This is a genomic window from Capnocytophaga sputigena (genome assembly GCF_900446695.1).
In the GTDB taxonomy this organism is placed as follows: Bacteria; Bacteroidota; Bacteroidia; order Flavobacteriales; family Flavobacteriaceae; genus Capnocytophaga; species Capnocytophaga sputigena.
Map to the genome: position 1 here is coordinate 543,420 of NZ_UAVP01000008.1, position 24,096 is coordinate 567,515.

Here is a 24,096-nt window from a genome sequence, read left to right on the forward strand (position 1 = left end):
TCATATTTGCTAATTTACCAATTATTTACTACCTTTGTCCCTGATATTAAAAATTTTTCTGTTGAAAACACTACGTACTTACGAAGATTTTAAAGCCATTGTTTTTCACAAAAAACAAGTAGTTATTAGCAAAGAAGCTAAACATTTGATTGAGGAGAGTTATAACTTTCTAAAAGAATTTGCCAACGATAAAATTATCTATGGCGTAAATACTGGTTTTGGTCCTATGGCACAATATCGCATAGAACCTGAAGACCAATTGCAATTGCAGTATAACCTCATCCGTAGCCACGCTTCAGGCTGTGGAGAAGTATTTGATATAAAAACGGTACGCGCAGCGATTCTCTGTCGTTTGAACAGTCTTTCTCTTGGTAAATCGGGGGTGCATATAGAGGCTATTGAGCTGATGCGCGACCTATTGAACTACCGCATTACCCCGCTTATCTTTCAGCACGGAGGTGTGGGCGCCAGTGGTGACCTCGTGCAGTTGGCTCACCTCGCTTTAGTACTTATAGGCGAAGGTGAAGTGTTCTACAAAGGCTTGCGTCGCCCAACGGCTGAAGTATTTGCCGAAGTAGGCATCAAACCGCTACAAATACACTTGCGCGAAGGGCTTTCGCTGATGAACGGCACCTCGGTAATGACGGGCTTGGCAGGGGTGAATCTTTATTACGCCGAAAAACTATTGGACTGGACAGTAAAATTCAGCTGTGCTATCAATGAACTGGTGCAGACTTATGACGACCATTTTTCAGAAGAATTAAACAACGCCAAACAGCATACCGGTCAGCAGGACATTGCTAAGCTAATGCGCGAGTTTCTCGCCGACAGCAAGCGCACCCGCAAACGCGCAGAACACCTCTACCAAGGTGAACACAACGAGACTGTTTTCAAAGAAAAAGTACAAGAATACTACTCTTTGCGCTGTGTGCCACAGATATTAGGTCCTGTGTTAGACACTTTGCAACACACTCAGCGCATTTTTGAAGAAGAACTCAACTCGGCTAACGACAACCCTATCGTAGATTTGCCTAACCAACAAGTGTATCACGGGGGGAACTTCCACGGCGATTATATTTCCCTTGAAATGGACAAGCTCAAGCTGGTAGTTACCCGTATGGCGATGCTTGCCGAACGACAACTCAACTACCTATTGAACCCTAAAGTCAACGAGCTTTTACCACCATTTGTAAATGCGGGCAAGTTGGGCTTTAACTTTGGTATGCAAGGGGTGCAGTTCACCGCTACCTCCACCACTGCCGAGTGCCAAACCCTCTCTACCTCTATGTATGTGCATAGTATCCCGAACAATAACGACAATCAGGACATTGTAAGTATGGGCACCAATGCTGCAACGCTCACCCGCAAAGTAATAGAGAACGCTTTCCAAGTACTCGCCATTGAAGCGATTACCATTGCGCAGGCTATCGATATTTTAGGCTGTTATGACCAGCTTTCAAGCACTACCAAAGAATGGTACAACGAAATAAGAACCATTATCCCATTCTTTAAAGAAGATATGGTGTTTTATCCTTATTTGAAGGAAGCCACATCGTGGTTGAAGAAATAGAATGTTTTTCAACTTTGCCAAAGTGTGAAACTTTGGCAAAGTGTAGCGACAGTGTGGTTAAAAAAATAGAATAATCAGACGAGTCTGACTTGTCAGACTTATCAGACAGGAAAAACTAAATAAAAAAACAAAATGAGAAAGTACGCTATCATTACAGGCGGTTCGCGAGGCATAGGGCGCGCTATATGCGAAAAACTCGCGCAAGACACCGATTATCACCTACTCATTACTTACCAAAGCAATGAGGTAGCTGCCCTTGAAACCCTTAATCACATCAAAAAATTAGGGAGTGATGGAGAGATTATCCGCTTTGACGTTTCTGATCACCAAAGCACTACCGAAGCCCTCACCAAATGGCAACACGACAATAAAGATGCTGTGGTAGAGGTGATTGTGAATAACGCAGGTATCAATCGCGACGGACTTTTTATGTGGATGCCCCAAGAGGATTGGAGTAAAGTAATCTCTACTACCCTCGATGGCTTCTACAACGTAACGAACTTCTTTATACAAAAGATGTTGCGCCATCGCTACGGACGTATTATTAACATCTCATCGGTATCGGGGGTAAAAGGAACTGCAGGACAAACGAACTATTCGGCTGCTAAAGGTGCCATTATTGCTGCTACTAAAGCATTAGCTCAAGAAGTGGCTAAACGACATATCACCGTAAATGCCATTGCCCCTGGGTTTATCCGCACCGATATGACTTCCTCTCTCAACGAAGAAGACCTCGTAAAACTGATTCCTGTAGGGCGTTTTGGCGAAGCTGAAGAAGTAGCCGACCTCGTATCGTTTTTAGTGTCTAAAAAAGCCTCGTATATCACCGGAGAAGTGATCAATATCAACGGGGGAGTATATAGTTAGATAACAAATAATAGGTAATATGAAAAAATCACTTACCGCTTTAGCTCTGTTGTTAAATAGTTTGTGCTTTTCACAAGTATCCTCAGTTACTGACGATATAAGTTTGATACCTGCAGCAGATAAAGAAATTTCTCCTCTTGAACACTGGGGATACATCAACCAAAAAGGCGCTTGGGTAATCCCACCGCAATTTAAAGATGCTTACTATTTTAGGGAAGAGTTAGCCCCCGTTGATTCAGGAGGTGTTTACAGAGATCTTTATAAGTTTGGCTTTATTGACAAAACAGGAAAATATGTCATCCCCCCTAAATACATAAGCGTTACTCATTTCTCAAACGGACTTGCTTTTGTAGTGCCCAAAGGTGGGAGTCCTACGTGTATAGACAAACAAGGTAACCCCCAATTCTCTTTAAAAAAAATACGTAAAGTGAGTATTTTTGTTGAAGATATGGCAGTGTTTTTAGCTGCCGACAGCGAAAAATGGGGATATCTCAACTCATCGGGCAAAGTGACTATCCCCGCACAATTTGAGGAAGCCGATCTTTTCTCAGAGGGTTTAGCTCTTGTAAAGAAAAATGGTAAGTGGGGCTATATCAATAAGAAAGGTGTGATGGTCATCAAGCCTCAATTTGAAAGAGCTAGTTATTTTCAGGAAGGAATGGCTGTTGCACAAGACACAAACGGCGGGCTCTATGGTTATATTGACCATACAGGAAAATACGTAATCAAGCCCCAATTTAAAAAAGCAAGGGTATTTAACGAAGGTTTGGCTGTAGTATTTTTTGATAACAATCAAAGCTGCCTCATTGATGTAACGGGCAAAAGAGTAATTGAAAAACAGCCTTATGAAATAGATAATTTCAGCAGTAATATGGTTGGTTTTATGACTAAAGATTCCTTGTATGGCTATATCAACAAAAAAGGAGAGGAGGTTATCAAGCCTCAGTTCCAATGGATTTCTTATTTTCTCGGTGATATCGCCTTTGCCGATATTGGTGAAGACACTGGTATTATCGACAAAAAAGGACAGTTTATTGTCACTCCCACTACTTATGAGCATATAAAAATTCCTGGGGAATTCTATATGGTTGCCACTGATGACTATGATGCTACTAAATTTTTAGATAAGTTTTTTAATGATTTAAAATCGATGGCAAGCCCCAAGAGGGTAACCGACAAGCCTCAAGAGCTCACTTCTACCCTCTCTGTTGAAAAAGTAGAAAGAGAAAAGAATGCCAATGTTTATCACATCAACTTTAAAAAAACGGGGTTGCTAACGGGTACCTCTATTGTAAACCAAATGAAGGAACTACTCAAAAGAAAATTCAAAGCGAAAGAGAGCAAAGACAGTAAAGCTAATTATGAGATTTTCTCAACTCAGAACTTACATTTTGTTTTTTTCGCAGATTTTTTTAATGTTATCGTTTGGGTCGCTCCCTCAAAAGAAGATTTTAAAGCCACTACCATAGGATGGTGGTACTATTAGGATTTAATCAAATAGATGATGATATACTACATAATCTTACTATAACTTGTATTTCTCAACCTATAAGCAACAGTAGGCTACCTAAAATCATATTTTGATAAAGATTACAATCTAAGCAAAATACACCACTGTATGAATAAACTATATAACATTTTGGGAGATAAGGTACAAAGTATTAGTGCGTAAATATACAAAACATATATTAGACGAACAAGAATGGGGGCACATTGAAGAAGTTAAGAAAAGTAAAAAAAAGGCTATTCAGCGGGATGCTGAACAGCCTTTTTTGTGCTTTATCCTTAGGGTTATTTCTTGAGATATAACCAACCTACTAAAGATTCTTTATTGTTATTACTATCGTAATATTCAATTACATAATAGTAAGTTCCTTGTGGGAGTTTTTCGGCTTGTTCGATAGTTACACGTCCGTTAGAAATACCTCTAAATACGCGGGTAACGTTGTCATAACCTTCAGTCTCAAAGACTTTCACGCCCCAACGGTTGTAGATACGTACCACATTGTTAGGATAACGCTCGATTCCTCCAATATGGAAATAATCATTTTTGCCATCGCCATCTACCGACATACCATTGTAAGGCACGAGCTTATTCACTACCTCAATAGTAACCGTTGCTGAAGCGCAACCATCGGTGTTGCAAATTTCATACACAAAGGTATCAGTACCTTCAAAATTAGTATTCGGACGATATTCAATAGAACCATCTACATTCACCACTACTGTACCGTTGGCAGGGTTTGTTACCACATTAGGAGTGGTTGCTCCGTTAGGGGTATCGTTACCCAATACATTCACCACTACTGGGGTGTTGATAGCGGTTGTAGAATGATCGTCTACTGCTATTGGCAATACTGGGGTAGTGCTTGTTGTTGTGCCACTTATCGTTACTACGATGCTCGCTGTACTACATACCGTAGGACTTGCTACCGCGCATATCGTATAGCTTATTGTATGGGTACCCGCAGGGGTATTTGGTGCTACACTGATAGTTCCGTTAGGGTTCAAAGTGAAGCCTGTAGGAGTTGCTGTGTTCCAAGTGAGTGTTACAGAGCTGATACTTGGGTTCGGTACCCCATTCAACTTATCGTTAGTCAATACACTTGGTGTAGTGCCACCTGTGGTACTAGTGATAGTGGTTACACCATCGTTCACAGCTTCAATAGTTGTTGGTGTTGCCACAGTAGGAACAAACACTTTTACAGTCACTGTGGTTGTAGCACAGTTATCAGGGTTCAAACGCTCACAGATGCTGTATACTATCTCATAAGTACCTGATTTAGTACCCGAAGGTACAGTAACAGTACCATCGTTGTTGAGTGTAGGTGTTTTAGTCGCTCCTACTACATCAGTAGTGGTGGTTACTACCGTAAGGATTACATCAGTAGTGGTTGGCGTTTTAGTGCCTAATTTATCGTTGTCTAATACTGTACCTATAGTTGTTGTGGTGCTAGTACCATTGGTTACAGTGTAAGTATCAGCTTTAGCAACAATTGGCGTACTGCCTACTTTTACAGTGGCTGTGGCGGTTGCACAGTTATCAGGGTTCAAACGCTCACAGATGCTATACACTATCTCGTAAGTACCCGATTTAGTTCCCGAAGGTACAGTAATAGTACCATTACTGTTGAGTGTAGGCGTTTTAGTAGCGCCTACTACATCAGTAGTGGTGGTTACCACTGTAAGAATTACATCGGTAGTTGTTGGCGTTTTAGTGCCTAATTTATCGTTGTCTAATACCGTTCCAGTGGTAGTAGTGGTGCTAGTACCATTGGTTACTGTATATGTATCTGGTTTAGCAACAATTGGCGTACTGCCTACTTTTACAGTGGCGGTAGCTGTTGCACAATTGTTAGGGTTCAAACGCTCACAGATGCTATACACTATCTCATAAGTACCCGATTTAGTTCCCGAAGGTACAGTAACAGTACCATCGTTGTTTAATGTAGGCGTTTTAGTAGCGCCTACTACATCAGTGGTGGTGGTTACTACGGTAAGGATGACATCGGTAGTGGTTGGCGTTTTAGTACCCAATTTATCATTGTCTAATACCGTTCCAGTGGTAGTTGTCGTGCTAGTACCATTGGTTACGGTGTAAGTATCCACTTTAGCAACAATTGGCGTACTGCCTACTTTTACAGTCGCTGTGGTTGTAGCGCAGTTATCAGGGTTCAAACGCTCACAGATGCTATACACTATCTCGTAAGTACCTGATTTAGTACCCGAAGGTACAGTAACAGTACCATCGTTGTTTAATGTAGGCGTTTTAGTCGCTCCTACTACATCAGTGGTGGTGGTTACTACCGTAAGAATCACATCGGTAGTGGTTGGCGTTTTAGTGCCTAATTTATCGTTGTCTAATACCGTTCCAGTGGTAGTTGTCGTGCTAGTACCATTGGTTACGGTGTAAGTATCAGCTTTGGCAACTATTGGTGTACTGCCTACTTTTACAGTCGCTGTGGCAGTTGCACAATTGTTAGGGTTCAAACGCTCACAGATGCTATACACTATCTCATAAGTGCCTGATTTAGTTCCCGAAGGTACAGTAACAGTACCATCGTTGTTTAATGTAGGCGTTTTAGTAGCGCCTACTACATCGGTGGTAGTGGTTACTACGGTAAGGATTACATCGGTAGTGGTTGGCGTTTTAGTACCCAATTTATCATTGTCTAATACCGTTCCAGTGGTAGTAGTGGTGCTAGTACCATCGGTTATTGTATAAGTATCGGCTTTGGCAACTATTGGCGTACTATTTACTTTGATGACACTTGTTTTAGTTACTGTATTTCCTTGAGGGTCTTTTCCTACAAAGGTTACTGTTACTACTGATGTGTTGCACCAGTTCATTGGTTTTACAGCTGCAAAATCGTGAGTAAGCGTTGCTGTACCACAAGTATCGGTAACTGTAGCCTGACCAAGCCAGTTGTTTACTGTCGTATCGATATTGGCAGCTGTACAAGTTACCGTTAAAGTTGCTGGTACTGTTAAACTTACCGTATTGCTGATGGTAACTGTTACGGCTACTTTATCTGTTTCGCAAGTAGCATTGAAACGACTTACGGTATAAGCATCAGTAGTGGTAAGTGCTTCATTGTTATTGGTTACCAAAGTGCCGTTTTTATAAACTCTTACGGTAGCGGTATCAGTAGCTACTTTGGCTTTCAACTCGGCTACTGTAGCAGCAGCACAGAAAGTATAGGTTTTTCCGTTAGCTGGTTTTTCTAAAATATCAATTGGCAATTCGCGCCACATCGATTGAGTAGGACAAGAAGCGTCAGTGAGTTTTAACCAACGTGTATTTTGTCCGGTTGAGAAAGTCCCTAAGTTGGTAAAGGTTACAGTAGTTCCTTTAGCAGCGGTTTTAGTCTCGATAACTGTACCTGTTTTGGTAGCATAAAGCTCATAAGTATAGTTATTTGCATCGTTGATACCATTCACTGCTTTCACTACTATTTTGCCAGTGCCTCCTTCACATTTGTAGCCTACATAAGTAGAACGATCTATATTCAGTAATACATCATCTACACTAATTGTAAAGGTGCGTACACAAGCTGTAGGTGAGTTAGCTATATAGTTATAGATTTCTCTTTCATCTTCGGCGTAAGCAAAGGTATACAACCCTGTAGAATTTTCATTGCGAGGCAACGTGAAATAAGTATTCAAAGTAGCAGCGTTATCCCTGCTATAAATAGCTCTTTGGTAGGTATTACCTGCATAAGTACCTGGTTGTTGAGGGGTAGTAGAAATATCGGCGGCATTTACACCCGCAGGTATTTTCACTAACCATACATACAAGTTCTGATTTTGGTTGTTTTTCTTCAACCAATCTTGTGCTGTATTCCCTTTGAAAGGATATACCTTTACTCCCGTACAAGCAACTTCTTTTTCAGGAGTAAGTGGTTTTTCGCTGTACTGAGGGTGTTCGATTGTTAGTAAATTTGCTTTTTTTCGTCTGCCATTTTCTACATAGTATGTTTGTCCACAAGGGTCTTCGATCTTGATTTTGTAATCGCCCTCAGGGAGAGACGAGAAGCCCGCAGCATTTTGTACATTAAGAGTAGAAAGCAGATTGTAGGAGCTCGCATCTCTTGTGATGGTATAGCTTTCGCCCACTTTCAGTTTGTTAGGCTCATTGACATAGCCTGCTGGAGCACTCTCCAAGGTTACTTTATAGCCTTTGAGCGACAACAACACTCCATTTTCATCACGCAAGAAGCCTTGTATATACATCTCTGTTCTTTCGGGGTGACCGAAACATCTCTTTATCTCTGCATATTGCCCATCGGGTCTATAGGCAGCTTTCGCCTGATTGAAACTGCGCGCTATTGTGGTTACCGATTGTGTATCGGGGGCTGCCGCTTTCACCGTTACGCTGTATTTCTCATTAGGGTTGATAGGATTACCATTGAGGTTTGTGATATCAATAATAGCATTTGCAACATTGGTACTACCTGAAGCTACCACTTGTCCTGCCTCATTTTTCACCTCGTAAGTAATAGGTTTACAAACTATCACGGTTCTATCTAACGAAATCTTAATCGTAGGCGCAGTACAACTACCGCCGTAAGCCATCTTCATTGTAAGCATACGCGTATCGCCAAATTCGATAGGCGCTGATACCCCACAAGAAGGTTGTCCTTTGATGCGGAAGTAGAACTTAGGTTTTTTATTAGCAATAGCCAAATCGGCATAGTTTCTACCAAAGGCAGCCAAATCGTAATAAATCACTTTAGGCTGACTGCTGGTGATACCCGCTGGCAATGAATACACTTCACGCCAATAGCTATCAGGAATTTGAGATGCGTCAGTCCAGCCTTTGTCGGTCATATCTTGTGGAGATACGGCTGTATATTCAAAGAACTGTTTAGCAATCGCTTCATTTTGGAAATACGCATTGATGTCGATACCTCCTGCACGAGCCTGAGAGTTTCTCAAATTGGCATAATTACAATCATTGATATCAACATAAGGTCCTGCATCGAAGTTATCGCGTATAGGGAAATTACTTGTTAATTCGGTAATTGTTTGTCCTATCTCTTGTGAAACTCCACATTTTACGAGTCTTGCTTTATACGTTCCCTTAGGGATATTATTTTGGGTAAGCCATACAAAAGGGACATTGCCTTCTTTATTGTCTTTGGTAATAGTAAAGGTGCGTGATCCTGTATAGCCCGCAGGCACCTCTGTAAGTTCTACCACATAACTTTGTCCAGCAACAGCATTTTGCACTTGAAAACGCAACTGACCAGATGGCACACATTTGAGTGTTTTAGAGAAAGGTGTAGAGAAAACAAGTGTTTCATTGCCCGAAGCGCCTTGTGTTACTGCCACGGCTACTCTATCGCTCTCACAAGTTCCATTTTTCTGCGCTACATAGTAAGTGGTACCCGCTACCAAAGGTGTTGTTTTTGCCAAAGGTGTTACATCAGTAGCTGTAGCATACCATACGATGTTAGCGCCTTGCGGTTGCAAAGAGGCTATGGTTTGGTTAGTGCCGGAACATAGCACTTGTGTTTTTTGAGCTACCGTGAAATTAGCAAGAGAAGCATCTGCATATACTCTTATAGGGTATACATTAGAAACACATTTACCCGCAGCTTCTACTGTAAACGTATATTTCTCAGATCCTAAATACATTAAAGTATTACCATTCAAAGTTCCTTGGAATGCTTGGCTATATACTTTTACTACTGTAGTTGCACCATACTTACCTTTGAGATAATCTTCTACCTTTTTGTAAGGCACACCAAGCCCTCCCCAATCTCTCTCATACTCACAAGTCACAAAAGTTTCAATAGTAGCAACTGTACGCTCTGACAAAGTAAGTATTATATTAGCAGGAGTTGTCTCACAAGCTCCTACTAAATAAGTATAAGTATAGGGCGTACCTTCTTGCAACACATAGTCATCTGTTAGTTTTTGAGTTCCATTGTATATGACTATTTTTTCTTGATTATTTTTATCTATGTTTTGCTTGAGTTCTCCTACAATAGCGCCTTTACACAAAGCAACAGCTTTATCAGGCTTTGCTCCTGTTGGTATACGTGTTAGCTTATACAAAGAAGGAATAGGAGTGAAACAACTCTTCTCATTATTGATTCTTATTCTTAGGTAATATTGTTTTGTTTCTCCTTCACTAAGTGTTACAGAAGTTGCTGTAAGCTTATTTGTTCTATTTCTTGCATCATTTTCTGTAGCATACCATTCAAAAAGATATTGCTCAGGTTTGGCTAATATAAACCAATCCGGATATGCCTTTTGCCCTAACTTCTGTAATTCCTCAAAAGTAAAGGAAGGAGCACATACTTCGATCTGAAAATTACCAAAAGTTGAATAGGCACGGACATCCAGAGTTGCCTCTGCTTCTTTCAGTACGCCACAATCTGTTTTTATCCTATAAACAAAGGTATGTTTTCCTATATGAGTCGCATCAAGATTTATTTTTCCTTCTCTACTTACTGAAATCAACCCTGCTTTGTCTACTATCTCAGTATAAACACCTACAGGAGGAGTAGTAGGAACATTGCTAAATAGCTGACTCACATTATATTCTGTTATGTTAGAGTTAGGCACTATACAAGCCTCCATATCATGAGGAGTAGGTGCTTGATAGCTTTGTGAGAGTGTAGGCACAGCATTAAAGCGAATACTATCCATTCCATTCAAATTGTTCTCTATACAGTTCTTCACCAAAGGATCGGTCACATTGGTAAGAGTGAGTTTTACAGCAAATTCTTTATCTAAATCATCTTGTGTAAGGTGCTCTATCACCAGTTGATGATCAGTACTTAATATAGTGGCTGGATTATCTTTTCTATACCATGCATAAGTAAGTCCTTCTATTTTAGGTAGAGAGACTATTCCTTTAGCATTCAAACAGTAAAACTGCTGATTTTTCTCTATATTAAAGGGCTGAATATTAGAAAGGGTCTCATCAATACTCTTCTCAACATTACAAGCATCCTTCACAATAAATTTGTACCGTGCTGATGCATTTGTCTCATCTATATTGATAAAGAAATTATTATTTCCATTAACTTTATCAATTACTGTCGTTACTTTGTTGGTAACCCCTCCTACTATTTGATCCTCCTCTTTTGATTTTAAAACGTAGGAATAAGGAGGTGTACCTCCTTGTGGAGTGATTACAATGTGATATTTCTGAGTACCTCCAACCGCTGAACAATCCAAACGAGTTATGGTAGGAACTCTCATTTCTCCTTTGCTTATCTCTCGTTCGTCTATCACTTTAGGACAATCAATTGTAGCGCCTTGATCTCGAGAGATTGCGCGTATCACTCTAAATTTACCTCCCTGAAAGAAAGTAACTCTATGGTTATTAGTATTATCTAGAGTAAGAATTGTCTTAGTTTGCCCTGCTGTTTTTAGTGGTTCCCACACTTGTTCCTTAGGATTATATATTTCTATGATATATACAATCCCTGAAGGAGCATAAGCTGTAGTTTTTCTTATAATAGAAACTGTAGTTTGACAATTTTGCTCTTCCCATTTTAGTTCTGTATTGTCAGTACCTCTGACTTCTATTTTCCCCTCATCTGTAAGATTACAAGCATCTGTATAGCGTACTTTATAATCTCCTGGAGGAAGCTTAATCTCCCATCTCTCCTGTCCTGTTTTATAAGCATCTGTAAGAGTAAAAGGTAAAGTTACAGGCACCAAGGATTTGTAATCTGGATAAGCACTATTCTTAGTATAAGAAAGAATCTCTACCTTAGAAAGAGAACTTGTATAACTTCTTTTTTGGAATATAACATTCTTCCATAGAGCCGTAGGATCAGGATTACCATTATTATCAGTACAACTAGCATATACTTTGTAATCAACCTCCAAATTAGCGGTTGATTTGTATCCAGATCTCGATAAATCTCTTGTTTTTCCACTACACTCATCTACAATCTTAAACTTATAATTAAAACCTTCTGTAATAAATTCAGGATTGAGTAATGTTTGAGAACTTGTATCAGGAAAAAATTTCACCCATTTGCCTTGCAATAAAGGATTAGTAGAATTTACCTTATAAAATCCTGCCGCTGCATAATCAAAGCCTGCAGGTGCTTCTTCCAATATCACATAGTAATTGCGTAGAAGAGCGTTATCATTAGCTGATAGTACCATCCTTTTAGTTCTACATCCTGTGGCATTAGGCAGGTTAGAATCCATTATATATACCTGATCAATAGGTAAATATACTGTATCTGACACTTTTTCATTCAAGTTGTGTATTTTTCCACAAAGGGTATACGTCCCCTTTACTTTCCACTTACCTGATTCAGCAGGAATTTTATTCTGTATTACTTTTTGTGAGATAAGTTTCAATTCATCTCGTTCTCCCCAAAAGTACTCTGTAAACTCTTGTTTGTTATTGGCTCTTATATGAATAGGATATATTCTACCTGTAGGAGATTCTATTTGCAAATCAAACTCTATAGGATAAGTAAACGTATTTGCCTTTATAATATTTTCTATATTTTTAGCGGCAAAACTTATATTTATCTCTTTCATATAGGGACACCCTGCTTTTGCTGTAAAATATAGGATTTTTTCTATATTAAGCGCAGAAAGGGTAGCCGAGAGATTTATCGGACGAGTAAGTGCATTCCCTCCTGTACCTGTACCACAATTGTCATTCACCCTTACACTATACTCATCTGGAGAGAGATTACTGAAGATAGGCGATAGCTGTGCAGAACGTACAATTGCATTATTCTTATCATACAAAGTAAAGAATAAAGGAGCCGTATTGGTCACATTTCTCCCATTTTCATCCTTGGTAGTATCTACATAAATAACCTGCCTACCTGAACAAGCATCAGGTATAGCTTTAAGAGAAAACTTTACAGGTTTTACTTCATTTCTTATATTTACAGAAACGGATTGTAGCTCCTTATTAGTAGTTTTATGTACTGCTTTTATGGTATAGTACCCAGCTGAAAGACTGGTATAATCAGGCTGACTCAGTTCTACAAAAGCGCCATTGCCTTTCTTTGCAAAAAACTTATAATCACCTGTACTACCATTGACTATATTAATATGTATCGCACCAGCATTGGTACACCATTCTTCCTCTACACTCAAAGATAGTTTAGGGGTAGTTCCTTTATCAGGAAGGATAGATTTTTCAAAATTAAAATGATTAGGCTTAGAGAATGTACAAGCTCCATTTTCAGCTTTTAGATAAAATTTACGATTATCATCTACCTTCCCTACTGGAATTTCGATAGTGAGTTCCTCAGGCACTCCTGTATAGAGCTTGCTATAAGCCACACCTGTTGACTTATCTATAAATGAATAGGTAGTACCTTTCAGAGGATTTTTAATGAAGAAAGAAGCATTACTGCTTTTGGTTACCTCTTTATAGTAATAAATATGGGTGTTTTCCAACCCTTTTAGTACGTTTTCATCGCACGTTTGTGCGTTCAAATTAACGAAAGATAGGCTATAAATTCCTATCAACAAGTATTTTACAAAAAAAATACTACTAAGTTTTTTCATTATTGAGTGGTTAAAATTACTATTTCAGTGATTATCGGGCGGCAAAAGTATAAAATAATTACGAATAACAAAGAGAGAATGATGATTTTTTTCATATAATAGTATAAAATTTAACTATGAGATTCCTGTTTTTTCTCATTTACTAATCTACTAATTTGCTAATCTGCTAATTATAAACTACCTTTGCCCCGTTATTCATAACTCGTTATTCACAATTATGAAAGAAATCTTCACCGCTCTACAAAACAAACTCAAAGTAGGCAACCGCCGCGGCGTGCACCTCAACGCTATTCCTGCTGCTTCGCGCTATAAATTTGATATTGCACGACTTTCGGCTATCTTCAAGAGCTTGCCCGAACGCTTTATCCTCGACCTCCTTACCCTGCGCAACCTCAACTTTTCGTTTTCTATTCACGATACCGAAAGTACTGATATCGACCGCCGTAGCGCCTCTTCCGAGAGCCGTAACAACAGCTTTGAACGCAATCCTGCCCTCGAAAAACTCGTAGATAGCATCGAAAACTTAATGTTCCAAAGCGAGGTTATCACTTCCGAAAAAGGGGTAAACACGCTCGGTTTTGGATTCCCTATACTGTTGCGCCGCGATATGGGCGACGGACAACTCACAGCTGCGCCTATCCTAATTTGGTCGGTGAAGATAAAGCCAGCTACCCAAATGAATACGTGGGTGATAAGCCGCAATGAGGACGACCCTATCTACCTGAACGAGGTGCTCACCAACCACCTGCAAAACGATTCGGGCGTAAGCCTTAAACCTATCCCCGACGAGATGCTGGAAGACGGCAAAATTGATAAACCTGAACTGCACTCTCTTTGCTCAGATATCCTTAACCAACTGAAAGTTACCCAAAACTTAGATTTCTTGCTGAACAACTATACCGAGATTCTCCCCCTAAAAACCAAAGCGGAGTACGAAGAACTTTTGCCTAACAAAGGCGATGCTTTTATAGAAAAATGCGGTATCCTCTCCCTCTTTGAAGTGCAAAAGCAGAATATCATCAACGATTACGAATCGCTGAAAAAGGATTTTGTTCCTTTGCAGGCAACAGCCAATGAACAATTCCAATCGCTGAGCGCTATTGAAACTGACCCCTCTCAACAATCGATTTTGGAATCGCTGAAAAGTCAGCAGAAAATACTTATTCAAGGTCCTCCAGGGACAGGCAAGAGCCAAACGCTCACGGCAATTCTCATCAATGCTTTGGAAAACAAACAGAAAACATTAGTAGTCTGCGAAAAGCAAACTGCCCTCGAAGTGCTATACAACGCCCTCCAAAACAAAGGTTTGGGTAGGTATTGCACAATGATAAAAGATGCCATTGCCGACCGCAAGCTGATTGTAGATGCCGTGCGTAACCATATAGATAATGCCGAGTTTAAAAAAGAAACACCCGCCTTCCCCGAAAATCTCCTTGCCGAACAAGTGCAAGCAATGCGCAAAATTACAACGGATATCAATGCTATTCACCACAAACTCAACCAACCCCTCCTCAACCAACTGTCGTGGACAGATGTAATGGCAGAGTTAATGCGCTACGAAACAGATAGAGAAGACCTTGACCTCTCGGCTTTCTCTTTTCAATTTACCAGTGAAGAGTTTGCCTCTCTCGCACCCCTTTGGCAACAAGGTGAGCCGCTCTATCAGCGATATGTTCCTTACGCTCAAAATCATCTGTTCAACCCTAAAAAACTCACCGCTACCAATCTGTTTAACACCCAGCAACAAGTAGCCGAAGCCTTCAAGCAATACGCCCAACAATGGGAGGTTATACAGCAGCAGGTAGCCGTTTATAAAGCCTATTACTTGCACAAGCGCAAAGAAGAATTTACACAGCAACTGGATACCTTAGCGCAATATCGCAATGAGTATGAGCTGATTACCGCTACCCTCCCCCCTACTTCAGCTGTGTATCAGCCAGAGGTGACCAAAGGATTTTTCTACAAGCTCTCGGCGCTCTTTTCTGCTGAGAAAAAGCAGGTGCTAAAAACCCAAAAACGCTTGCAAGAACTCTGTACAGCGATTAAAGCGCTCAGTTTGCACCGCAATTTTTCATCGATTGCTATTTCGGATAACTTATTGCTCAACAAAACTGTTATTGCCGAGTACACTCCTGCCATTGCCCAAGCACAAACTGATTTCGACAGCAAAGCCAATGCTGATTTCGCTGCCTTAGACCTGCTGAATTACTACGATCGCTCGTTTATAAACGCCGACTTAGACAAGCTCATAATTGAAGTAAAATCGCTTAAAAACCGCATAGAAGCTGATAATTGGCTCGACACCCTCAATTTTGGCAATACCTTTGCCGAGTTTGAAGCCTTTATCACCCGCAGTTTAGCGACCTACAACAGCTATCAAGCCGACCCCGCACAGCCTTTGGTAGTTCAGTACGAGTGGTTTGCATTCTTCCAATCGCTCAACGATTTCCAAGAGCGCATCGTTTTATCACTTACCAAAGTAACGCATTGGGAAGCCTCTTTCCTCCACGCTTATTACACCTTGCTCTTGCAACAAAATGCCAATGATACGCTGAACTTCAACGAGCGCGATTACGCCGATTTTAAAAAGAAAGTACACTACTTTGCCTCTTCCCAAAAAGATTTTATCGAGGGCTACTGGAATGCCCAGCAACGCAAAGCAGTAAAAACTTTTGAAGAAGCAAACAAGGAACTCACTGTGGCTAACCTCTACAACAAACGCAAAAGTGAAAAGCACAACCGACTCACCTTGAGACAAATAGCGATGAGAGACACCGACCTCTTTACGAGTTTCTTCCCTATTATCCTCACCACCCCCGATGCTTGTTGCAATCTGTTTGAGGGCAAAAATTTCTATTTCGACAATGTAGTGTTTGACGAGGCAAGTCAGCTGAAACTCGAAGACAACCTGCCGGCTATGCTCAAAGGCAAGACGATTATCATCGCAGGTGATGAACACCAAATGCCACCGTCTAACTACTTTAGCAAAGTATTCGACGGTACTGCCGAAGATGACGACGATAACGAGGAAGAAGATGAAGTACTCACCTACAAAAATGCGATGCTGAACATAGAGTCGCTCTTGGATTACGCTTTGGAATACCAATTCAGTAAGAACCATTTAGATTTTCACTATCGTTCTAAACACCCTTATCTGATTGATTTTTCTAACCACGCTTTCTACAACGCTCGATTGCGTCCGCTACCCAGCACCGAAAGCCGTACCCCTATCCATTTCACTCAGGTAAATGGCACTTTTGATGAGCATATCAACCGTGAGGAAGCCGCCGAAGTATTGCGTATCCTCTCACAAATAGAGCCTCGTCCTGACGGTAGTTACCCATCGGTGGGGATTGCGACCTTCAATATCACCCAACGCAACTACATACGCAAACAGATACTCCAAAAGCAAAACGACCCTACGCAAACGGCTTTCCGCGAGAAAATCAACGCCTTAGAGCAAGCAGGACTCTTTATCAAGAACTTGGAGAACATACAAGGTGACGAGCGCGATATCATCATCTTATCGGTAACTTATGGCAAGAAGAAAGGCGGCAAGTTCGTACAGAGTTTTGGTCCCCTAAACTTCTCCAAAGGCTACAAACTGCTGAACGTGATTATCACCCGCGCCAAGGAACAAATATATGTATGCAACTCTATTCCCGAAGAATTGTTAGCTACCTATAAAGAGGCTTTAGCGCAAGAAGGCGCTAACAACCGCCGCGCTGTGCTCTACGCCTACCTCGCCTACGCCCGTGCCGTAAGCGACGGCAATGATGCCCTCCGCCGTGAAATCCTATCGGAACTCGACCTCTACGGACACAAACACAACGACGTAGCCCAGCAAAGCAAAAGTACTTTTAAAGAACAAACCTACCGTCAGCTTAAAGAAAAATACCCCGACCAGCGCATCACAATGGACTACGAGTTTGGGGGTTATACTATCGATATTTTGTTAGAACCCAAAGAAGGTAAGCCCATAGCTGTAGAATGCCTTAGCAAACCCCTTTACAACAATGATTTAGCCTATTTAGAAGACCTGCACAAGGAAAAAATATTGCTCAACGCCGGCTTTGACTACAAAAGAAAATGGGCGAAATGATAATGACGAGGAACGAATTACGAGGGACGAATTACGAATTACGAATGACGAGGGACGACTATTGTAGTTCTTGTTAAAGGTTTATTATTTGTTTTTGCTTAAGCAGCTTTAATATATAGAAACATTGAAAGTTAGTTAGATTTGTGGTAATGTATCAAATACCTTGTTGAATTCTAAGCAGTACAATAACCTAATTGACAAACAACACGAGCAACACAAAACGCACCTATGTGAGATGCAAGCCGTTTTTGATAAACACTAATAAAATACAAATAAACAATATGAAAAAAATCATTACAACCCTAACAACGCTTGTTTTATTAGCTCCTTGTGGCGCCCAATCTCTCCAAAAAGGAAAGGATTATGGGGTAATCTCTGGAAAATTAGACTTCTCTATGCCTAATCAAAAGATGCGACTTATTCATAACGATAAACTCTTTAAGGAGATTGCTGTTGGCAATGATGGCTCTTTCCGAGATACCATACCCGTTATAAACAATGATCATACCTACTATCTTGAGGATCCTATATCGCTTTCTTTGTATATAGATAACAAAACCAATATAGAGATTTTTATGAGTATGCAACCTTTTAAGGTAACTGTATCAGGAGCGCAAGCCGAGCAAACTCAGTATCTCATAGAAAGGGATCACTTCTTTAAAGAAAAAATATCCGATGCGTATAACACCCTCTTCCTACAAGAACCTCAGGAGTTTAAAAAAAACATTAGGGCGCTATTAGGCGAATTGAAAACAAAATTAGAAAGCTATAATTTCGACAATGAATTCCTCAAAAACCAACAAAATTGGATTGACTACAACTATGTATATGCTTTGATAAAATATCCTGATATATATAAATTCTTCATCCGTAAGGAAGTGGAACTCCCCAAAGATTTCTATGCCGAAAGAGATGCGATAGACTTTGATAATGCACAAGAATTTGAGCGCAATGAAGTCTATAGAACTTTGGTGAAAATCAAATACTTTGAACAAATAGGTGAAAACCCCAACAATCCCGAGCGAATAGATAATTTCATAAAGCTAATAAGCACTCTCAAATCGGATAATATTCGGGCTTATTTTGCGGAAAACTTGGTACTCTTGATAAAACCTGGCAATACTGAAAATAAGAAAATACTGAACTTTATACTCCACAATGTAAAAGATAAGAAAGTAATACAAGATGCTAAAGAAGCTTATCACAAAACGCTGAAATTAGCTCCTGGAAAACCGGCTCCGCTATTCACCAACTATGAAAATGCTCAAGGAGGGACAACTTCTCTTACAGATCTCAAAGGGAAACGCTTGTATGTGAGTATATGGACTACTTGGTGCCTCCCCTGTAAAACAAAACTTGCTGACCTTAGGGTTTTACAGGAAAAACTCAAAGGAGAAAACATTGAGTTTGTAAGTATCGCTATAGAGAACGATAAGCAAGAGTGGCGAGAAATGGTAAAGAAAAGAGAATACAAAGGGGTGCAACTCATTGCCGATAAAGCCTCTGAATCTCAATTTATTAAAGAATGTGACATCACACAAATCCCTACTTTTCTCATTATAGATGAGAAAGGAAGAATCGTAAGTCTCAATGCGCCCCAGCCTTCCGACCCTGATATAGAGAAAGTATTAAAAGGTAAAAAGTAACAGGTTGATGCGTCGCTACATTTTGATAATCAGTTGCTTTTAGAGTATGTTGTGCAGACACTGTCCAAAAAGTCTAAAAATCGCTTTTGCATCATAAACTTTGTCAAAGTCCCAAAACTTTGATAAAGTCTATAAACCTGATAATCAATCACTTTTAGTCACATTGTAGGGGCGTTTTGCAAACGCCCACATAAATAAAACTTTTCTGCCTCCTAAAAACAAGCCTAATTATTCGCAATCTATTTTTATATTGACTATAAATTAATCCTATAATGAAACACCTCTTTCTAACACTATTACCCCTTTTTGCCTTTGGTCAAACCGATTCTATACCTATTGCGCCACCTCCTCCCCCTCCTATGCGGATAAGAGTGATAAGCGACATCGTTCGAGACCAAGAAAAACTATTAGTCGTGCTCTCTCAACCTAACGACAAGAAAAGGTCTAAACATTACGACGATTATTGGAACGACTATATAGAATCACACCCTAACGACCAAGATTTAGAAGGCAAAAAACCTATTTACTACTACTTTTTTTACTTAGTAGATGAAATTGACGACGCTCAATGGCTCAAAAAAAATGGCATTCCTACTGATAAAAACGTGTATGCTGTATGTGATTATGATGGTGACGTAATGTATTATAAAGAAGCTACTATACCCGAAATGCATCGCAAAAAATTGTTCTATGACGATACTGAAGCTGAGGTGCACACTACTGCCACTGCTCGCCTTATCGACAAAGTACTTACCAACCCCCAAGCTCCTATAGAAGATGTAGAAAACGCTTTTCACAAAATGGTGACCAACAACTATGATTTACAACTACAAAAGGTAGAAAATTACACCTTAAAGCTAACCCCTAAACAACTGCGCTGGCAGTGGAAACGCTTAGTGGATACTCATTATCGCGATAGAAAAATAAATGAGGAATATACCCGTTTGCTCATACGCAACTACACTACATTCTACAACCAGAATTTCCTGCAAATTATCTTTCACACCGAATACATCCCTGATGCTACCGACCTAAAGGCTATGGCTTACTTTATCAAATTCTATGAAGAAGCTGTAAAAATTCCTGATGCTGAGAGACTATTTCTCTATAGATATGATCTCTATGAGTTCTTTCAAAAACTCACCACAGCCCATCGCGAGTTACTCCCCGATATAGAGATCGTTACCGCTGAAGCCAAAAGAAAAGGAATTATAGATTAATCCTTCCTTTTTTAGAATATACGAAATGCTCTGGCTCACTTTTTGATAGACTCTTTTATCTTTTAACTCTTAACTTATTAACTAATATCTAAAAATGAAAGTACTCCCCTTATTAGCGCTCTTGCCGCTCTCTTTGGCTGCGCAAACCCCCATTCCTTCAGGAAATTATAAAGCCAACTCTCTTGGCAATGCTTTAGAATTGAGATTCCTCCCCAACGGCACTTACGAACTGATTGCTACCTCGGGCGAGTATACCATCAAAGATAAAAAAATACTTTTCCAACCTCAAACCTCTTCTTTTGTTGTTGAGAAAAAACAAAGCGACAGTCAGCAATTGCAAATCACCCTCAAAACACCGCCTCGCACTGGCGCCGATCCGCGTTATCTCTACATAGGGTATGAAAATGCTAAAGGAGAAGTGGAGTACGTATGCGTTTATAACAAAATCGATTCTTTAGAGAATATTGAAGAAAAAAAGGATAGCAATGGCGAAACTTATTATGTGCTCGAAAGTTTTGAAGTGCCCCGCACTGCCAATCTCTACTTAGTTGATGCTCACCAAGCTGCCTACAGCAAAAACAAGGAAGTAAATATCCAAAAATTCCCTATTGGCAAAGATACTAATGCTGTGGAAATCGCTGTTTTAGGCGGTGGTAATTCCATCAACCTCAACGGGATTTACAATCCCGACAAACAAACTATTTCAGTTTCGGAAGGCAATAGCAGCAATGCCATCGTCTTTAGCAAACCAAACGACAAGCCCAATCCTAACCAAGTGCCTGTCGCTTCTAAAGAGAACGTAAGCCATTGGGCTCACTTCATCGACTTTGGAAAAGAACGCGATATCCCTGAATACGACCCCAATAAAAACGCCAAAGAAAAAGCCAAAGCCGTAGTTTCGGTGCCTAAAAACCTCAATGCTGCCCTCGCTTCAGCCGATAAACAAAGTCGTTTAGTAGTGGTGTTCCAACAACCCGATAACCCAAAAGCTAAAGAAGAATTCAACGACTTCTTTGCGAAATATAAAGAAGAAGGGAGTGGTTATAACTACGAAGAGGATAATGAATCTCCTATCTATCCTTACGAATTCTATTTGGCTACTGCCAAAGACCTCAAAACCCTCAAAGCCAAGGGGGTTCCTACAGGTAACCAAGTAGTTCTGTTAGACGTTGCAGGCAACCTGCTCTATTCACAACCCGCTACTATCAGTGAGGTTGCCAGCGATGAGCTCTTTACTTCTAACGAAAATGTAGCCCGTTTCAGCACTATTGCAATGGCACGCGCACTCGATAAAGCCTTGAGTAACCCTAAACTACCCGTAAAAGAACTGCAAAACATTTTCACCACTTTCCTCAAAAAGGATAGTCAGCGTGTGTATTTATTAGCAAAGAATCGTCCAGAGCAAAAAACAGGTGACAGCAATGAGGAAGAAGCTTTCGACTATATTGCGCAAGAAGCCGAAGATTATTTCTCTAATCTTAAGAATCCCAAAGGCATTTACCAAATGCAACTCACCCCAGAGCAGGCTATCGCCCAATGGGAACGCGTGGTAAACGCTCATAAAAAGGACAGCAAACTCGACCCTGAATACGCTTTCTTGCTCTCTCTCAACAATGCCGAAGCTAACTATTACTACCGCATTTTCAACGCCGAAAAACCCACAACTACCGCCGATATAGATGCTATCGCTTATTTGGTGAAATTCGCCGATGAAATCAAAGCCTACAACAAAAAAATTGAAGGTAATGACGATAACTATATGGGCTATAACGAACGTTTAGAAAAAGGAATCATAGAAGTAAATTACGGAGAGCTCTCTAACCAACTCGACCGTATCGTTTTCAACGACAAAAAACTCTTTGAGCCCGTAAAAACTGCTTATAAAGAAGGTTTGAAAAAGAAACTCTTCTCCGCCGATAATTATATTGATTTTCTCTATGATAACAATGTAGATGAGGCTGCAGCTTACTTCAGTGAATACTACAAAAATCTATTGCAAAAGGATAGCAATCTCATCGTTGCATTAGACAAGACTTTCTCCGAAGGCGATGATGAGAACAGTTGGAAATACTACAAAATGCGTTTTGCAAATCGCGCCAATAACATTGCTTGGAAAGTGTTTGAAGAGCACAAGCAAAACCCCGATAAATTGAATGAAGCTTTCCAATGGTCAAGTTCTGCAGTACAATTAGAACCCGAAAATTCTTATTATTTAGACACTTTTGCCCACCTCTTGTACGCACGTGGTGAAAAGCAAAAAGCCTTAGAAATACAAGAGAAAGCCGTTAAAAACCTCCCTAAAGCCGAATTTGGTGGCGACGATGAAAAATCAGAGATTCAAACCAATTTTGAAAAAATGAAGAAAGGGGAGATTTAGGTGTCAGACCTTAGGTGTCAGGTGTCAGTCACTACACTTTGTCAAAGTCCTTAATTGCCCGTGCGGCTCACACCTTTGATAAAGTCTATAAAATAAAAGTATCTAAAAAGTGAATGAATACACTTTTTAGATACTTTCTTTTTTGGCACTACATTAGGCATTAGGTGTTAGGGTTCAGGGGTCAGGGTTCAGGGGTCAGGGGTTACAGGATACTTTTGACAGCCTTGTCGGAGTTGTCTGAGTTATCCGAGTTATCCGAGTTGTCTGAGTTATCCGAGTTATCTGAGTTATCCGAGTTGTCTGAGTTGTCTGACCTTGTCCAACTTATATTGTAATAACAAACAACAAACAATAAAGCAATATAGGAAAAGTCCCCTTGAGAAAACTGCTGTATCTTTGCCCCAGAAATTCAAATTACACCCTATGAAATCCATTACTCATAACGATTACACACAGCGCATCAACAAAGTGGCTGAATACATCAACCGTCACCTCAATGAGCCTATCGAACTGAAAACATTAGCCGATATAGCCCACTTGTCGCATTTTCACTTTTGTAGGATTTTCAAAGTGCTGAAAGGTGAATCGCCTATTGCTTTTATCGCGCGTTTGCGCATAGAAACCGCTGCCCAACTGCTGCGCTACTCTACCCTCCCTATAGAGCAAATAGCCTTCAATATAGGCTATGAAACCCCTGCATCGCTCTCCAAAGCCTTTAAAAACCAATATGGTATTACCCCTACCGAGTATAGAACTAATAAAGATATCTACATTATGAAAAAAGAAATCATCAATCCCGATTTGGCTCTCAAAGCTCCTAAAATAATGGAACTCGAGCCTAAAAACCTCATCTATGTAGCCCTTACCGGCGGATATGGGTCTTTAGACTACGGCAAAGCCTACGAACAATTATGGGCGGTTGTAAAATCGCAAAAGCTATTTACCAAAGGTATCGAGTCGATATGTGTATCGTACGACGACCCTAAAATTACCGAAGCCTCTCTACAACGCTCGGATATAGGTTTGGCTATTCACAAACCTGCACTCCCCGAAGGAAATGTGAGTTGCAAAACCTTAGCTGGAGGCAAGTATGCCGTCTTTTTCTATCAAGGTAGTTACAGTCAGCTTTCTGCCGTTTGCGATGCTGCAATGCGTTGGGTAGTAGAAAGTGAATACGAACTGCGCGATGAGCCTATGTTCGAGAAATACCTCAACGACGCTCGCCGCACCCCTGAAGAAAAACTAAAAACAGAAATCTATATCCCCATTAATTAACTAATTTGCTAATTTTTAACATT

The 24,096-nt window shown here is 40.3% G+C and carries 9 protein-coding genes; 8 read left to right on the forward strand and 1 reads right to left on the reverse strand.

All coding sequences use genetic code 11. The features are described from left to right. Positions 1-61 precede the first annotated feature (61 nt). The 3 genes from flxA to DR017_RS09030 all read left to right on the forward strand — a co-directional run bounded on the left by flxA (position 62) and on the right by DR017_RS09030 (position 3,923). Entirely contained in the window at positions 62-1,570 is a 1,509-nt protein-coding gene (flxA, locus tag DR017_RS09020; protein WP_002681280.1) for a flexirubin biosynthesis tyrosine ammonia-lyase FlxA, read from the forward strand. Positions 1,571-1,702: 132 nt separating this feature from the next. Further along, positions 1,703-2,437, forward strand: coding sequence for a flexirubin biosynthesis SDR family reductase FlxB (gene flxB / locus DR017_RS09025; RefSeq protein ID WP_002681301.1), 735 nt, complete (start codon positions 1,703-1,705; stop codon positions 2,435-2,437). A 19-nt stretch (positions 2,438-2,456) separates the two neighbouring features. Next, positions 2,457-3,923 carry a WG repeat-containing protein gene (locus DR017_RS09030; protein WP_002681292.1) on the forward strand — a complete coding sequence of 489 codons (1,467 nt, stop codon included), beginning with the start codon at positions 2,457-2,459 and terminating at the stop codon, positions 3,921-3,923. Between the two features lie 305 nt (positions 3,924-4,228). Here the strand turns inward: DR017_RS09030 and DR017_RS09035 are convergent, their stop codons facing one another. Next, positions 4,229-13,453, reverse strand: coding sequence for a T9SS type B sorting domain-containing protein (locus tag DR017_RS09035; RefSeq protein ID WP_095909107.1), 9,225 nt, complete (start codon positions 13,451-13,453; stop codon positions 4,229-4,231). A 214-nt stretch (positions 13,454-13,667) separates the two neighbouring features. On the opposite strand from DR017_RS09035, the gene DR017_RS09040 reads away from it, so the two are divergent. The 5 genes from DR017_RS09040 to DR017_RS09065 all read left to right on the forward strand — a co-directional run bounded on the left by DR017_RS09040 (position 13,668) and on the right by DR017_RS09065 (position 24,073). Continuing rightward, positions 13,668-17,555, forward strand: coding sequence for a DEAD/DEAH box helicase (locus tag DR017_RS09040; RefSeq protein ID WP_050772819.1), 3,888 nt, complete (start codon positions 13,668-13,670; stop codon positions 17,553-17,555). A gap of 281 nt (positions 17,556-17,836) precedes the next feature. Further along, complete coding sequence (locus DR017_RS09045; RefSeq protein WP_002682043.1) at positions 17,837-19,201, forward strand: TlpA family protein disulfide reductase; 1,365 nt, start codon at positions 17,837-17,839, stop codon at positions 19,199-19,201. A 272-nt stretch (positions 19,202-19,473) separates the two neighbouring features. Then, complete coding sequence (locus DR017_RS09050; RefSeq protein ID WP_002682047.1) at positions 19,474-20,421, forward strand: hypothetical protein; 948 nt, start codon at positions 19,474-19,476, stop codon at positions 20,419-20,421. A gap of 94 nt (positions 20,422-20,515) precedes the next feature. Beyond that, positions 20,516-22,798, forward strand: coding sequence for a hypothetical protein (locus DR017_RS09055; RefSeq protein ID WP_002682045.1), 2,283 nt, complete (start codon positions 20,516-20,518; stop codon positions 22,796-22,798). 423 nt (positions 22,799-23,221) lie between these two features. Then, on the forward strand, positions 23,222-24,073 hold the full coding sequence (locus DR017_RS09065) for an AraC family transcriptional regulator (protein WP_002682052.1): 852 nt from the start codon (positions 23,222-23,224) through the stop codon (positions 24,071-24,073). Positions 24,074-24,096 lie beyond the last annotated feature (23 nt).